The following is a 16888-nucleotide window of genomic DNA, read 5'->3' on the forward strand; positions in this document are numbered from 1 at the left end:
AATGAATATTATCTGAAGTATAAAAAATATTTAGTGTTATATAGATAATCATGAATTTAATTACACCCCTCTACTAGGCCCAAGCTAAATAGGTTAATCATAAGTTATCTACAAAAAAGCCCCTGTTTCTACAGAGGCTTTTTTCAATTCAACAAAGTATTATTTGTGAACCCAAGGCACAGCCGGTGAACCAATCCATGCAGATTTAGCCGGAATATTTTCACCTTTCATGACCAGTGTTAATGGCCCTAACACTGCATGATTGCTCACGTTTGCGTTATATAAAATAATACTGCGCGCATTGACCACTACATCATTGCCAACATTTACTTGCCCAATTTTCATAATACGGTCTTCAAACAAGTGAGTTTGTGGGCCCGAGAAGCTATTAAACTCGGCACGGTCACCAATGCTGACACAGTCGAACTCGGTAATATCAGCTGTATCCATATAAACGTCTTTACCAATACGAACCCCTAAAATACGCAAGAAGAATGGCAACATTGGTGTTCCTCTTAAGTAGTTTAAGAAGTTAGGAATCGCAACTGATTCATATAGGCTGGTAATCCCTTCACTTAACCATACAAACATGGTCCACATAGGTGTCGAACGCGGTTGATAGCGACCAATCAAAATCCACTTTAATAGCGCAACAATAAGGAAACAGCCAACACCATAAAGCAGTCCTGCGAGCGTTAATGCAACCAGACCCGTCTCAATATTGTAGTTATTAATCACATCAATAACGTCTAGCACGATCATATAACCCACCCCAATCGCAAGTGCGGCCGGCAATACAATACGAAGCCCTTCAATAAACCCGCGCATTAAACGGCGCTTAATACTTGGTTTAAAGGTTAAATGGTCAGGATATTTTTCAGCAGCTTCACGTGCAGGTAACAGCAACGCCGGAGAACCAAACCAAGTTTGTCCATCATACATTTCACGGTTATCTGGTGTTTTTGATTGCACGCCAATTAAAACATTGTCTGGTAACACTGTCCCATCAGCAATATAAGCACTATTTCCCACAAAACTACGGTTACCGATTTTGGTTGCTTTTAAAGACATCCAACCGCCTTTAATCTCTTCATCACCCAGCATTACAGCATCGGCAATAAAGCTCTCTTCACCCAAAGTCAGCATTTCTGGAATGACGCCGGTTGCGGTAGAAATTTCGGTATTTTTACCTACTTTTGCTCCAAGCATACGGAACCATGTAGGCGCATAAATGGTGGCAAACAAGCCATGTAAGGTTTGTAAGCTCGTTTCTAAAATTTGGGCCGCAAACCATTTACGATAATATGTGCTGCCATGAACCGCATAGGTTCCGGTTTCAAGACGCGGCAATGCAATTTTACGTAAACCTGAAGAAATCACCGCAGTAATCATCATCATCATTGCACTAGCCGGAATCGCTAAAATGAAATAATAAAGCGCGATTTGCAAATGGTTGTTCGGGTTAATATTAAATACATTTACATCTAACCAGTCGACCAAAAGGAAGCTTGGAAAAATTGGAATAAAGAAAAGACAGGCAATAATTAATGCGCTAACGCCATAGTATCCATATTCAGCAATTTTACGTATAAACGATAGTTTAGGACGCTCTGGCAATTTAGCTTGCTCATCTATATGCCCTATTTTCTGAGCAGGTGTTCCATCCCAAATTTCGCCCTCAGGTACAACCGTGTCATATTCAATTGAAGTTAAGGCATTTACATGGGCCTGTTTTTCTAACACTGTATTTTCTTCTAATACAGCATACGAACCTACATAACTGTCTTGTTTAAGGTGAATTGAACCTAATACCAAGTGGCCATGTTCAACTTTGGCATTTTCTAAATTCACCTGAGAACCGATACTCACGCCATCTTCAATAGTCAGTAAAGATGGCATACGAATATGTACAGAACTAATGGTAACGTCGTGACCGATTTTTGCACCAAGTGCTTTCAAATATAAGTTAAGTAAAGTCGAACCCGACAAGAGATAGACAGGTGAAATATTACTAATACGGTCTGCTAGCCACCAACGGAAATAGGTTAATCCCCATAATGGATAACGCCCTGCGCCAATTCCTAACATTAATAGTCGTTTTACCGTAATCGACAGTACAAAACTGCTCATAATGACACTGACATACACCAATAAAGACAACGCAATCGCATACGGAATACTGTCGCGAGTTCCACCGGTAAAGTAGTGATAGGTAAAGAATGGCGCTAACCACTGCAAAATATTAATCGAGATTAAAACCGGAATAGTTACAAGCTGTGCAATACCACATAACCATTTATAGGTCTGATTACGAGGGTTATCTTGTCCAATTTGGCTATCAAATAAAGTAGGTTCAGGCTGCTCTAACATGAGTGCAGCAATCGCGCCTACTCTTCTCGCTTGATATAAGTTTTGAATGGTCAGATGGCTATATTCCGCATGCTCACGCAGATTTGAAATTAAAACAGCAGCGAGTAGTGAATGCCCGCCTAAATCATCGAAGAAATCTGAATCGAGTTTAATCGGCATGTTCGGGAACAAGCGATTCAAAATTTCAAATAGGATTTCTTCGGCCGGGTTCTGTGGCTGGTCAGATTCACTGCGATCTACCACACTTGTGAGCGGTCTTGCTTTTAAAGCTTTACGGTCAATTTTCCCGGATAATAGACGTGGAACTTCTTCAATAATCTCAAAACGATTTGGCACCATATAAGGCGGTAATCGCTGACTCAAGTTATGCCGTAGTTCTTTAATTTCTATAGCTTGCTTTGCATCAATTTCTGGCGCAATAAACGCAATAAGTTGATCAATGCCGTCTTCAGGACGAAGAATAACGGCTGCCGTACCAATTCCATCAATATCGCAAAGCGCAGCTTCGATCTCGCCAAGCTCTACACGGAAACCACGGATTTTAACTTGGTCATCGGCACGACCTAAACAGTGTACTTGACCAAACTCATCAATTTTAGCCAAATCCCCAGTACGGTAGAGTAATTCTTCCTCTACACTCATTGCCCAAGGGTTTTCAATAAACTTATCTGCGGTTAAATCAGGACGTCCTAAATAGCCTTGTGCCACACTTGGACCAAAAATACATAACTCCCCTGTTTCACCTTGCTCCAGCAACTCTCTTTCAGAGTTAATGACCAACATACCGTAGTTTGGTAAGGGCTTGCCAATGGTGACGGGTTTACCGCGTTCTAATAACTCAAGACTTGCAGAAACCGTGGTTTCGGTTGGTCCATAGGTGTTAAACATTTGATGATGAGGTAATGCCCAGCGGTCAACCAGTGAGTCCGGACACATTTCCCCACCTAAATTAATAATTCTTAAATTAGGTACGTCTTCAGGAAATAAGGCAAGTAACGTTGGAACAGCATGCAGTACTGTAATTTGTTCCTGCTTTAAGGTTTGGCATAACCGCTCAGGGTCACTGACAAGTGACTTCGGTGCAATCCACAACGTTGCACCTACCAAATAAGAAAGCCAAATCTCTTCAAACGACATATCAAAAGCGACTGAAAAGCCTTGATAGACCTTGTCTTGCTCTTGAATACCCAAAATACTATTTTCACTACGTAAAAAGTGACAAATATTTTTTTGAGTAATCACAATTCCTTTGGGTTTACCTGTCGAACCCGAGGTATAAATAATATAGGCAGGTTGATCTGGAGTGGTTTTCGCTAAACTTACACTTTCGCTTAATGGTTTTTGCAGCTCGGTGTTGGTCCATTTTGTTTGCGGCACTTCAGCTAAATGTTCATACCATTCATCTGTAGTAATCATTCCTACCGCTTCAGCATCTTCAAGACATACCGCAATACGGTCCGCGGGCGTATCCATATCAAAAGGAAGCCAAGCTGCACCGCTTAAACAAATGGCCAGTTGAGCTTTTAAAAGCTCAATACCACGCGGCAGCCATAGCCCTACAATATGACCTGGCTTTACCCCTTTTAAAGCCAGATGTTGAGCCATAATTAAGGCTTGCTGATACAGCTCACCATAACTCAGCGTTTTATCTGCTTCAATTAAAGCCGTTTTATCAGGAAGAGTTTGTGCAGTATGAGCAAAAATATCGGCTAAGACTTCATTCTGCAAAAATTCCGGATGATACTTTCCACGAATTACATTTTTCGTGTTCGTTACAAACTGGTTCATTTTTATACTCTCTTAATTTTCTGATTTGGCTTAAATGAAGTCATAATTTATTTTTCTGACCCATTAACGAAATCTAGATAGGCCATAAATTAATTAAGAGAACTTAAAGCAAGATTAAATTTTTTAGTTTTGATGTTTATTCAACACAGTAAGAACCTTAGCTGTTAATTTTAATTTATAAATAAAAATCAAATATTTAATATTATTATTCTAATTTTATGATTATCTTTAAGATAAAAACGTACAAAACTAATGAAGTAAAAAGCTAGAATTCACAAGATTTATATAGTTCTCATTTTAATTAAACTAATAAAAGCCATCCTGTATACAAATTCTCCATATTTTAAACTTAATTGTTTAGTTCTGAATTATTAAAAGAGTTCTTAAAAAATAAAAGAGTTTATTTAAATTTATACATAATGTTTGATTATTAACATTATATTAAATTTGTATGCATCAATTCTTTTTAACTTATATCTTTATCTGGATTTTATAAAAAGTTAACTCCATTAAGCGGATTGAGCGAGCAGTTATTTACACGTTCTACTCATAACTCAACCTATCCTATTTTGTGCGGTGGGCCATGTGGGTTAAAACGAAGATACTCTTGAAAGGCGAGCTAAGATCACCTGTTTCATTTAAGCATGACGAAGTATCTTTATTTATAATATTTGAAAATGGACTTAAAGAATTAAACAGTGGTGCTGGTATGAGTCAACACATAATAAACCCAAAAGAAATACCTTTAGCATTTCAAACCGCTTGGAATAAGCATGATATGCAGGCCTTTGCTGCTCTTTTTGATAAAGATGCGACTTTCGTTAACCGTTTCGGTCACTACGTTAAAGGAGTTGATGAAATTATTGCAATGCATCAACCTATTCATGAAACCATTTATCGTGATTCAACACTAGAGAATGAGCTGATAGACCTCATACCTATGAGTGAGGATATATGTATTTCACATTTTTGGAGCCGCCTCACTGCAGGCGTAGCTCATCCTCAAGGGCCTCATCAGATTGATACTCTCATTCTTACTGTGCTCACCCAGAAGAATCATTCTTGGTACATTCAGGCGCTGGAAAATGTCACTTTAACGAACCCTCGAACGGGAGAGACTATACTTAGAAATATGTAGAAGGGAACACGATCATTTTTTAGTAACTTATATGCATAAAAAAAAGCCCTTGTCATTAACAAGGGCTTTTTAAGAATTTTGGCGGAAGCGGTGAGATTCGAACTCACGGAGGACTCACACCCTCGTCGGTTTTCAAGACCGGTGCATTAAACCGCTCTGCCACGCTTCCAACGAGCGCTATAATATAAACAAAAATGCAAGTTGGCAAATCTTTTATTTAATTTTTAATTCAAACGCTCAAAATAAAAACAAATCTATCTAAATTTCATCATTTTTAGGTTTTTCATAGCGAATTGCATTGATATACCACAGCTTTTTGCCCAAAGGCGTGTGTACTTCTACTTCATCATCGACTTCTTTACTCAAGAGTGCACGTGCCATAGGTGACTCAATTGAAATATGCTGAGGATGGTGATCATAAATTTCATCTACCCCGACAATTCGTAAAGTTTTTTGCTCCCCTTCTTCATTTTCAATGTCGACCCAAGCACCAAAGTAAACTTTGCCTTCTTGCTCAGGTGAGTAATCAACAATTTTTAACTCTTCTAAACGCTTTCCTAAGTAGCGTACTCGTCGATCAATTTTTCTAAGGAGCTGCTTGTTATATTGATAATCTGCATTCTCACTACGGTCACCGAGGCTTGCAGCCCAATTTACTTTTTTCGTAATTTCTGGTCTTTCTTCATGCCAAAGTTGTTTTAATTCAGCAACTAATTTGTCATGGCCTGACCGAGTGATTAAGTTAGATTTCATGATTAAAAACCACTGATTAACAACATAAGGGTTACAAGATGTAGCATTTTATACCCTATTTTCTCACATCAGAAGTGTATAAATTTTCTTCCTTAATAAATTCATGTTGTTATGATGATATATCGGATATTTAATTGTACAAAATTTGACAATACTTTTTATCAATATTATGATGCGCGCATCTTAAATGTTGAGTATTTTTTAACCCACTCAAAAACTATGTAGATTTTCTACACAGTTTGCTTTTTTCATTTCATGTCATTTTGAATGACGTCATGACTGCCCACCCCTTATTGAATTTATCAACTTTTAGAAGTTATGGCAGCTTTTTGTCTGACTTTTAGGGCATAAATTACCTGTAGCGGAGACAACATGCACAGTAATTCAAGTTCTGGGTCGAGGCTTGGCCTTAGCTCTTTATTTTCTTCTCTCCCATTGAAAGTTCTTGCGCTCAGCACTATGTTTTTTCCCTTTCATAGTATCAATGCAGGAAAAACCCTACAGTACAATACTGTAGTTAACACAAACACATTAACAGTGGTTGCTGTAGAAAGCCCAACGACTGTTTTTAAAGAAGACCAGTTTTTACACGGCTTCGGTTATGACTTAGCGCGTAACTATGCACAAAGCTTAAATGTAAAGTTGGACTTCAAAATCGTGACAGACAATGCCACGGCGCTTAAGTGGGTTCAGCAAGGTAAAGCAAATCTTGCCATGACAACCGCAAGCTTAAGTTCAATCGAGAACAAAGGTTTAATGTCTTTTTCTGCAAGTTGTGGTGATATCGTAAATTTGCAAAAAAATGGATTAAATCCGAATCTAAGCTGGGTGTTTAAACAAGCAGATGATCCGCTTACACAAACAGCAAGCGGTTTTGTTTGTCAAAGCAAACAAAATGGTCTAACTCAGCAACTTGCTTCTTTTTATAACCGTAATGTTGTAAAACCAGAAGCTTGGTCTACGATTCAACGTGACTTAAGTGCACGTATACCGATTTACAAAGCAAGCTTTAAACAAAGTGCTGCTCAGTACGATTTAGACTGGCATTTGCTTGCAGCGATTGGTTATCAAGAATCGTACCTAAAACCGGAGTCTGTTTCACCAACAGGTGTACGTGGGTTAATGATGTTAACCAATAGTACAGCTCGGGCAATGGGTGTGAGTAACCGTAACGATCCAGCACAGAGTATTCAGGGCGGTGCGAAATATTATGATCTCATGTTAAGTGAGTATGATGATATTCCTTTCCCAGATCGCAACTGGTATGCGCTTGTGGCTTACAATATGGGACCGGGTGCAGTGAACCAGATTCAAAAGCGCTTGCAAGCCCAAGGGAAAGACCCGAACCAATGGGTTAATCTCTATAATTATTTGCAGAGTAACAAAACTCGCAATGGTCGATACAAACAAGCAGTTCAGTATGTGACTCGTATACGTGCTTATCTTGAGCACATTAAAACGGCACAAACGCGAATTAATATCTAGTTTTTATCATCTAAAAGTTGATAAATTCATTGTTTGTATAAATAAAAAGCTTACCTCTCGGGTAAGCTTTTTATATGAATTCTTTTTTAGTTTAAGCGGTTTGCTCTAATACTTTTTTGAACAAATCTTTTTGTTCTTGGCTTGGTTTAGCTGTTTGTAAAGCCATTAACTGAGACATATCGCCTTGAACTTTTATTTTACCAGTCATGAATGCCTGCATAGCAGCTGCCATATCAAACTCAAGGAATACTTTACGTAAAGTTTCAGCATCCATGTTTAATGTAGTTTTGGCATTTGAAGACAAACCTTTTTGGATTTTACCCCCATCTAACGCTAATTCGGTATTTCCAGAAGCATCTGTAACTACTAAATTAATTGCCAAATTCGCAAGAGCTGGTGGCAAATTAAGATCACCTGCTTCAGCAGTTAATTTTTCGACAGTCGCAAACCAATCATCAGTTAAAAATGCAGGCATGATTCTTCCTCAAATTTATTTGTTCAATTTCTCTAGTGTTGCCTATCCAGACAACATCGTGTGAAGCACTTCTGCTTGAGCGTTGTTATAGCATGTAATTTTAAGGTTGAGCTATGACTTTTTGTACGGAACATTCATTTTTTAGTATTTTGATACATTAAAGGCACTTGTTTATAAAGTGCCTTCAATTGACTTATTAATTCGTTTTATTCAGCAGCAAAGCTTAAGTTCACTACATCTAAACGTTTTTTCAGTTCTTCTGGATCTTTAAAGTCTAATTCGCGCTGCGAGTCAAGAACTTCGAAATCGAACAAATCACGGTCAGCAAGTTGTGAAGGTGAAACGTTCTGTAACGCACCAAAAATGCTGTGTAAACGTTTTGGATACTGTTTGTCCCATTCACGAAGCATTTCATTGATCATGGCACGTTGTAAGTTCTCTTGTGAACCACAAAGGTTACACGGAATAATCGGGAACTTACGTAACTCTGCATATTTGATAATGTCCTTTTCTTCAACATAAGCCAAAGGACGAATCAAAATATTTTTCTTATCCGACGATAAAAGCTTAGGTGGCATTGCCTTTAAGCTACCGCCATGGAATAAGTTCAAGAAGAAAGTAGCAATAATGTCATCACGGTGATGCCCTAGCGCAACTTTGGTTGCACCAATTTCTTGAGCAAAGCCATAAAGCGAACCACGGCGTAAACGTGAACACACAGCACAGTACGTTTTACCTTCAGGAGTTAAACGTTTGGTAATGCTGTAAGTGTCTTTTTCCAAAATGTAATACGGAATGTTATTTTCTTCCATATAACGTGGTAAGACATCTTCAGGGAAACCCGGCTGCTTTTGGTCAAGGTTAACCGCAACAATATCAAAATTGATTGGTGCAATACGTTTGAACTGCAACAAAATGTCGAGCAAGGTATAACTGTCTTTACCACCAGACACACACACCATGACCTTGTCACCATCTTCAATCATATTGAAGTCACGGATGGCATGTCCAACTTGACGGCGAAGCTTCTTAAGCAAACGATAATAGGCCGAGCTTGTTGGAAGTTCAGGCTTAAAATTAAATCCTTCGTTGGACTCAACTGGCGCGTACATAGACGAGATATACCCATAAATAAAAATACCGCGCAATTTTATATGATTCGGATGAGAATCGCATCAAAAGAATAGTTTCAATTCTTGAAGTCGTCATAATGCTCAGGCATGATGCAAAAGCAGTGCGCCATTTTGACCGATGAGTTCATTTTTTGCGCAAAATGCTTACTTTTTGGACTTTTCCACAGTTTTCCACAAAACCTGTGGATAAAATTGTGGATTTCTTAATACTTGACAAACTGTTTTGACCTTCTGTTAAGGGTTTTATTTAAATTGATCATTTTTTAACCAATGATTTTTACCCTTATTTTTCAAATAGTTATTCAAGTCAATAGAATCATTTTAAAAATTTTTTTTAATTTTTTTTGATGATCATTCGAGCAAAACTGCTTGATTTTTTCAAAGAGTCAAAATAAAAAAAATTACACAAAACTTCTTTAAGTAATATTTTTTGATAAACTCTTTGACAAGTTTTGAGACCCTAAAATTGTGAATAACATAAAATGAAAAATTCGGTTCAATATCTTTTTTCTTGTTTACTGGGGATGACCACTTTTTCGGTAGGTATAACGCCGACTTCAGCAGGTCAGATGTACATTTACCAAGACAAAAACGGCAGTACTTTACTGACTAACCGTAAAAGTTATGACCATTCACTCAAAAAAGTAAAAGTCACCTACTACCCGGATAGTAATATTCATAGTTATAGCAACTGGGGGACTTCAGAAGCTTCGGTTCTACCAAGCTATAGCAAAAACAAAAATGCTTTTGATCATATTATTAAGCAGGCAGCACAACAGCACGGCGTTTCGGAAGGATTAATCAAAGCCGTTATGCATACCGAGTCTGGCTTTAACGTAAATGCCCACTCTCCGGTTGGTGCCCAAGGTTTAATGCAGCTTATGCCGGCTACTGCTCGTCGTTTTAACGTATCTAACGCTTATGATCCTCAGCAAAACATCTTCGCTGGTGCTAAATATTTAAGTTGGTTGCTCAAACGTTTTAACGGTAATACGCAAATGGCGCTTGCCGCTTATAATGCAGGAGAAGGAAACGTCGATAAATATGGCGGTATTCCCCCATTCCGTGAAACCCAAGATTATGTTCGCCGAGTCACTAGCCGCTACCAAAACTTATATTCTTCTGGTGTAGGCCTTTCTTCTTTTAGCAATTCGAGTATTTCTGCCCAAGCGATAAACCAACCAGCCATACCGCACAGTACTTCGACGCAAGTCTCTGCTCAGCCTATTAAGTATTCTTCTTCGCGCCAAATCGTTACATTGCCAGATGGTACATATACAGATGCACCTACGGGAACTTATGTCACCAATAATGCAACTGCTATTGCACATATCCGGATTGAGTAAGCTTTAAAAGCCTCATACCTTACGGTTATTTATTTAGCGGGCCCTATTGTCAAAAAATTGTAATGATCTATTACCCCCACTGTCGTGTTCAGAGGGGCTCTCTAATAACTTGTTTAATTTAAATACATTCTTCGATCGCAAAGAATGTATTGATTCCTTATTTTTTTCTTGAATTTTTCCCCTAAGCGCCGCATATTAGCTGAGTGATTTATAATTTATAAATCAGATAATATTTTATTTATAAGAGGATTTTCTCAATGATGCGGATTGGTTTGTTTTTGCTTACCAACCTCGCGGTACTGGTTGTAGCTGGCATTATTTTGTCACTCTTCGGTGTCGGTAGTTACCATGGCGCGGGTGGCTTAAATCTAGGCAACCTTTTAGTCATCTGTTTTGTGTTCGGTATGGTGGGCTCTTTAGTCTCTCTATTCATGTCCAAATGGATGGCTAAGAAAACTACTGGTACAGAACTGATTGACCCAAATGCTCCTCGTAACCAAGCTGAAAGCTGGTTATTGCAAACAGTCGCTGAACTTTCTCAACGTGCTGGTATTAATATGCCAGAAGTTGGTATCTTCCCTTCATATCAGTCTAATGCCTTTGCAACAGGCTGGAATAAAAATGATGCCTTAGTTGCCGTTTCAAGCGGTCTACTTGAGCGTATGAACAAAGATGAGCTACGTGCTGTACTCGCGCACGAGATCGGCCACGTTGCAAATGGTGACATGGTTACACTCGCACTCATTCAAGGTGTAGTAAACGCCTTCGTTATGTTCTTTGCTCGTGTAGTAGGTGACTTTATTGACCGTAATGTCTTTGGTCGTCAAGACAATGAAGCCCCAGGTATGGGTTATTTCATCATTACAATGGTTCTAGATATCGTGTTCGGTATTCTTGCCTCTGCCATTGTGATGTGGTTCTCTCGTTACCGTGAATACCGTGCAGATGAAGCCGGTGCACGTTTAGCTGGTAAACAAGCGATGATTTCTGCTTTATTACGTTTGCAAGCTGAAACAGAGTTACCTGACCAAATGCCAAAAGAAATGAAAGCATTCGCAATTGCGGAAGGTAAAGAACAAGGCTTTAGTTTAGCTGCATTGTTCCAAACTCACCCTACAATTGAACAACGTGTGGCAGCTCTACACCAATTAGATTGCCCATAAAACGTTTAATGTAAAAATAAAGCCTCCAAATGGAGGCTTTATTTTTTGATTACATGGTTTGATAAAGTCCCCAAAGGTAACTTGCACCCCACCACACAGCTAAGCCAATTAATAGCAGTACAAACGCACCTAATAAATCGGGTATGTGCAACCATAACCAACTCACAACAGGGTTACGCCAGAAGGCCGACTGTTGTTGCTTCTTTTCGAGCTTTTCATGTAAATACGGATGAACGACATGAATATCACTTTGGATCGCATATTCTTCACGAATATGCGTATGCACCACATCTAATGCTTTTCGACTTGGTCGTATAAAAATATCGAAAATAGTCCCTGCAACTGGAACAAAACCGACTACGGCATCGACTACAGCAAGTTTGATCACTGGAGTGAGCTTATGCTGAGGCACACCTATTTGTTTAGCCTTATAAATGGCATAACACGTCAGTGCGAACCCAGCGACATCACCGGCAATTGGAATAGTACTTAAGGCAGCATCAGCGCCAATACCCTGCTTTGTAAAAGGAATACGGACCGCACTATCCATCATGGTTGCGAACTTGGCAAGATCCCGTTCTAGGGCGATAACCTGCTGCTGTGTTAATTTTTTTTCTTGAGGCATCAAAATCAAATATAAGAAGAAAAGTTAATCTTAATATACTTGATTTGATGCCCGTTTTTAAATTGTTTACTTTTAGGTTGAAGCTTTCGATCTGAACAAGGAACGCAGTAACACGTACATGACTGGAATAAAGAACAGAACCAGCACAGTACCAAACATAACGCCACCTAAAATACTAATACCAATTTCTTGACGACTAACCGCACCAGCGCCTTGTGCAAACACAAGCGGAATCACACCAGCACCAAAAGCCAAAGATGTCATTAAAATCGGTCTTAATCGTAAGCTCGCACCTTCTAAGGCCGCCTGAATGGCATTCTTACCTTTTTCTTGCGCTAAGGCCGCGAACTCAACAATTAAAATGGCGTTTTTACATGACAAACCAATAGTCGTTAATAGCGCAATTTGGAAATACACGTCATTTGGCAAACCAAAAATATAAGAGAAAATCACACTTCCTCCTACACCAAGCGGAATAGATGTCATTACGGCGGCGGGAATACTTAAGCTTTCATATAAAGCAGCTAAACATAAGAAAATAAATCCAGCCGAAATTAAATATAACCATACGGCCTGATTAGTCGACTTCTGTTCTTCAAAAGATAAACCTGTCCACGCTAAACCAATATCTTTTTGTTGGTTAACAAGTTGTTCTACATCTTTCATCGCTTGGCCAGAACTGCTGCCACTCGCGACATCTGCTTGTAGTTGTAAAGCACTATATCCCATATAGCGTTTTACAATTTCCGGCGCCCCGCCCCAGCTAAAGTTGGCAAATGAACTAAAGGGAACCATTTCATTTTGGTCATTACGTACAGACCAGTTATATAAATCTTCCGGTTTAGATCTAAACTCGGCATCACCTTGAATCATGACACGTTTAATACGGCCCCGATCAATAAAGTCATTTACATAAGTTCCGCCCCATGCGCTAGATAAAGTATTATTAATTGCCGATAGCTGTAGTCCATTTGCTAGTGCCTGTTTCTGGTCAATCTTAATATTAAGATTTGCCTTGCTATTGGTTGACTGCTTATCAAAGTTTTCGAAAGTTGAATAATTTTTACTTTGAGCCTGCAATTGGCGGAAGGCACTATCTAGAAAATCTTGCCCTTGTCCATTCAAATCCTGAATCCATAAATCCAGGCCATCTGTTTGACCTAAGCCATTAACTGAGGCAGGTAAAGTCACATTAATCTGTGCATTATTAAAATGACTAAAGTATTTCATTGCACGCTTTTGTATAGCCTCAGCCGAGTTTTCTTTTCCTGTTCGGACATCCCACGGTTTTAGAGCAATAAACCCTTGTGCCAAGTTTTGTCCTGTGCCCGAATAATTTCGTCCATAGCGGATTAAAACCAAATCTACATTTTTATCTTCTTGAGTTAAGAAATATTGGCGGACTTGCTCACCAATTTTCTGGCTTTGAGAAATTGGTGCGCTATCTACGAGCTTAATTTGAACACTTAAAATTCCTTGGTCTTCTTTAGGAATAAAACCGCTTTTTAAACCGTTATAGAACAGCGTAAAAACGGCAATTAAAGCCACAAAAATCACAATAACTGATTTACTGTAATGAATACTCGTCTGAACAAGCTTGATATATTGATTTTTAAGTTGCTCAATCTTTTGGTTAAACCATACGGCCCAGCGCTGAGGTTGAAGATTTGGTTTTAAAATTAATGCACATAAAGCCGGTGTTAAAATGAGCGCAACAATAAGCGACAACGCCATAGCGGCAACTAAAGTAATAGAAAACTGACGGTAAATCACCCCAATTGAACCGCCTAAAAAGGACATTGGAATAAAAACAGCAGTTAAAACCAACGTAATTCCGACTAAGGCACCACTAATTTCCCCCATCGACTCAATAGCAGCTTCTTTAGGAGATAAGTGCTGTTCATGCATGAGCCGCTCAACATTTTCCACGACCACGATTGCATCATCGACCAGCAAACCAATCGCGAGTACCAGCGCAAATAACGTTAAGGTGTTAATACTAAAACCAAGCACATATAAGACAGCGAAAGTTCCTAAAATCACAACTGGAACGGTAATACTCGGAATGAGCGTAGCACGCCAGCTTTGTAAGAACAGGAACATGACCAAAATAACCAGAATAATCGCCTCTACCAGAGTCTTTACTACTTCCTTAATTGACTCTTGAACAAACGGCGTATTATCTCGTGGATAAACGATTTTATAACCCGCTGGTAGTTTCGTTGTAAGCTGATCTAGAGTTTGGTGGATGAGCTTAGAGGTCTGAATTGCATTTGCACCCGAAGATAAAGAAATACCCAAACCTGCGGCAGGATAGCCATTAATAGTGTTAAAAGACTGATAGTTTTCTGCACCTAGCTCAACTCTGGCAATATCTTTTAAATACACATAACTCGCCGTTTTATTCGACTTCACGACAATATTTTTAAAATCCTCAACTGTTTTTAAGCGAGAACCTGCTGTGACTTTTGTATTTAAATATTGACCGTCAATTACGGGTAAGTCACCAATTGCCCCTGCGGCGACCTGAGTATTTTGTGCGGTGATTGCATTCGCTACATCACTTGGCATTAAATTATATTGTTTTAATTTATCCGGATTTAACCAGATACGCATGGCATATTGTGAACCAAATACATCAGTTTCACCCACCCCTTCAATACGGTTCAGGTTATCTACCACATGCGTAGTTAAATAGTCCGATAGCTCAATGTTTCCTGTTTTACCAGTCGAGTCATATAAGCCAATTACCATAAAAGTGTCACCCAGTGACTTACTTACCGTAACACCTTGCCGTTGAACTTCATCCGGTAAGCGACGTATTACGCCACTAATACTATTTTGTACTTGGACCTGAGCAGTATCCGGATTTGTTCCGTTATCAAAACTTATAGTAATTCGGCTACGTCCTGATGAGTCACTTGATGAACTAAAATAGAGTAAGTGATCAATCCCTTGTATTTGCTGTTCTAAAATTTGAGTAACACTTTGCTCAACCGTTTGTGCATCTGCACCACTATAGTTGGCTGACACAGTAATTTTAGGTGGAGCAATGTCTGGATACCGTTCTACAGGCAAATTCATGACCGAAAAAATACCGAAAGCCATAACAATGATCGCCAATACATTGGCAAAAATGGGGCGTTGAATAAAAAATTTAGATAGCATGGCTGCTCGGTATGATGTCGTTAATTAACAGAAGTAAATGCCGCTTCGAGACCTTGTGATGATCAACGAGCGGTATAAAAAAGACAAGTAGAATTAAACAATAAATGTAATTAAGACAAAAACAAAGCGTGATTGAATATTTCCAACAAACCAATAAAAAACCAGTTAACGAGTGTCACTTAAAATTCATGAATTCTTCATGATCATGTCAAACAAAGCCCTGAAACTTGAGTCGTTTCAACTAAAACAATATGAGTAGAATTATGTTTAGAAAAGCACTTTTATGCTTAAGTTTAATTAGCTTGGTTGGTTGTAATGATGACGATAAAACTGAAACGACGCCAACCACGCCAGAATATCAACTTCCTAAAATTGTAGTAGTAGGACACCGCGGCGCTAGCGCTTTACGTCCTGAACATACTTTAGCTTCATATCAAAAAGCGATTGATGACGGCGCAGATTTCATTGAACCGGATCTAGTCTCTACAAAAGATGGCGTACTGGTTGCCCGCCATGAAAATGAGATTGGTGGAACAACCAATGTAAGCACTTTAAGTCAGTTTGCAGACCGTAAAAAAACAAAAAATATTGATGGCGTCGACTTAACTGGTTGGTTCACGGAAGACTTCACTTTAAGTGAATTACAGCAGCTTAAAGCGCGTGAACGTATTCCTGAGTTTCGACCAGCCAACACAGCTTATAATGACCTTTACCCTGTCCCAACTCTAGAACAAATCATTGAGCTTGCCGAAGCTAACTATAAAAAGACAGGGAAAATTATAGGTTTATATATTGAGACGAAACATCCGACTTATTTTAAAAATCAAAATCTGGCAATGGAAGATACTCTTCTAAAAACCTTAGCCAAATATAAATATACACGTGATATTGCACCTGTCTATTTACAGTCTTTTGAAGTTCAGAATCTAAAAGATTTAAAAAGGGAGCTTGATCTTCATAAAACGCTTAAACATGCACAAATTATTCAGCTATACGATTCAAAAACATCTCGACCAGCAGACTTCGTAGAGTCTGGTGACACTAAAACTTATGCTGATTTAGCCACAGCACAAGGGTTAAAAGATGTTGCCAAATATGCAAATGGTGTAGGACCAAGTAAAGGTTACATACTGACCTTTAATAATGATGGCTCTTATAAAACTAGTACGTTTATTGCTGATGCACATACGGCTGGTTTAAAAGTACATCCTTACACTTTCCGACCAGAAAACAACTTCTTACCAGCGCCGTTAAAGTGCAGCCCAGATAAACCTGCAGAACGTTGTCCATCTGGTGCATTAAAAGAGTTTGAAGCCTATTTCAAGGCAGGCGTTGATGGCGTCTTTACCGATGACCCGGCACTCGGTCGCGAAGCTGTCACTAATTTTGAAAAAGCAGTAAAATAACTCAATCTTCATAAAAAAACAGGGCAATGAATGCCCTG

At 38.9% G+C, this 16888-nt stretch carries 11 protein-coding genes and 1 tRNA gene; 5 read left to right on the forward strand and 7 right to left on the reverse strand.

The annotated features are described in order from the left end of the window. Positions 1–159: 159 nt before the first annotated feature. The gene (gene posA, locus EG365_RS04005) at positions 160–4158 is read right to left on the reverse strand and encodes a delta-poly-L-ornithine synthetase PosA (protein ID WP_001071463.1); all 3999 of its coding nucleotides are present in this window, start codon (positions 4156–4158) and stop codon (positions 160–162) included. A gap of 583 nt (positions 4159–4741) precedes the next feature. Here posA and EG365_RS04010 point away from each other — a divergent pair. Then, the gene (locus EG365_RS04010; protein ID WP_000270080.1) at positions 4742–5296 is read left to right on the forward strand and encodes an SgcJ/EcaC family oxidoreductase; all 555 of its coding nucleotides are present in this window, start codon (positions 4742–4744) and stop codon (positions 5294–5296) included. Between the two features lie 79 nt (positions 5297–5375). Here EG365_RS04010 and EG365_RS04015 read toward each other — a convergent pair. After that, positions 5376–5465, reverse strand: a tRNA-Ser gene (locus tag EG365_RS04015). A gap of 89 nt (positions 5466–5554) precedes the next feature. Beyond that, on the reverse strand, positions 5555–6049 hold the full coding sequence (gene greB, locus EG365_RS04020; protein ID WP_000841361.1) for a transcription elongation factor GreB: 495 nt from the start codon (positions 6047–6049) through the stop codon (positions 5555–5557). A gap of 372 nt (positions 6050–6421) precedes the next feature. Between greB and EG365_RS04025 the strand changes: the two genes are divergently transcribed. Then, positions 6422–7534 carry a transglycosylase SLT domain-containing protein gene (locus EG365_RS04025; RefSeq protein ID WP_001984613.1) on the forward strand — a complete coding sequence of 371 codons (1113 nt, stop codon included), beginning with the start codon at positions 6422–6424 and terminating at the stop codon, positions 7532–7534. 91 nt (positions 7535–7625) lie between these two features. On the opposite strand, the gene EG365_RS04030 is transcribed toward EG365_RS04025, so the two are convergent. Both EG365_RS04030 and ttcA read right to left on the reverse strand, forming a co-directional pair. Continuing rightward, positions 7626–8009 carry an SCP2 sterol-binding domain-containing protein gene (locus EG365_RS04030; RefSeq protein WP_001110719.1) on the reverse strand — a complete coding sequence of 128 codons (384 nt, stop codon included), beginning with the start codon at positions 8007–8009 and terminating at the stop codon, positions 7626–7628. A gap of 206 nt (positions 8010–8215) precedes the next feature. After that, positions 8216–9121: a tRNA 2-thiocytidine(32) synthetase TtcA gene (gene ttcA / locus EG365_RS04035; protein ID WP_000271249.1), complete on the reverse strand. Its 906-nt coding sequence runs from the start codon at positions 9119–9121 to the stop codon at positions 8216–8218. A 503-nt stretch (positions 9122–9624) separates the two neighbouring features. Between ttcA and EG365_RS04045 the strand changes: the two genes are divergently transcribed. Both EG365_RS04045 and htpX read left to right on the forward strand, forming a co-directional pair. After that, on the forward strand, positions 9625–10488 hold the full coding sequence (locus tag EG365_RS04045; RefSeq protein ID WP_000798647.1) for a lytic transglycosylase domain-containing protein: 864 nt from the start codon (positions 9625–9627) through the stop codon (positions 10486–10488). Positions 10489–10745: 257 nt separating this feature from the next. After that, a complete protein-coding gene (gene htpX / locus EG365_RS04050; protein ID WP_000984535.1) occupies positions 10746–11651 on the forward strand; it encodes a protease HtpX in 906 nt (301 codons plus the stop codon). A gap of 49 nt (positions 11652–11700) precedes the next feature. Here the strand turns inward: htpX and EG365_RS04055 are convergent, their stop codons facing one another. After that, positions 11701–12276 (reverse strand): DUF4112 domain-containing protein, encoded by a 576-nt coding sequence (locus EG365_RS04055; protein ID WP_001135457.1) that lies wholly within the window; start codon positions 12274–12276, stop codon positions 11701–11703. A 72-nt stretch (positions 12277–12348) separates the two neighbouring features. Then, on the reverse strand, positions 12349–15444 hold the full coding sequence (locus tag EG365_RS04060; RefSeq protein WP_000949242.1) for a multidrug efflux RND transporter permease subunit: 3096 nt from the start codon (positions 15442–15444) through the stop codon (positions 12349–12351). A gap of 263 nt (positions 15445–15707) precedes the next feature. Between EG365_RS04060 and EG365_RS04065 the strand changes: the two genes are divergently transcribed. Next, positions 15708–16850: a glycerophosphodiester phosphodiesterase gene (locus EG365_RS04065; protein WP_000488525.1), complete on the forward strand. Its 1143-nt coding sequence runs from the start codon at positions 15708–15710 to the stop codon at positions 16848–16850. Positions 16851–16888 lie beyond the last annotated feature (38 nt).

The organism is Acinetobacter sp. FDAARGOS_494 (assembly GCF_003812225.1).
In the GTDB taxonomy this organism is placed as follows: Bacteria; Pseudomonadota; Gammaproteobacteria; order Pseudomonadales; family Moraxellaceae; genus Acinetobacter; species Acinetobacter baumannii.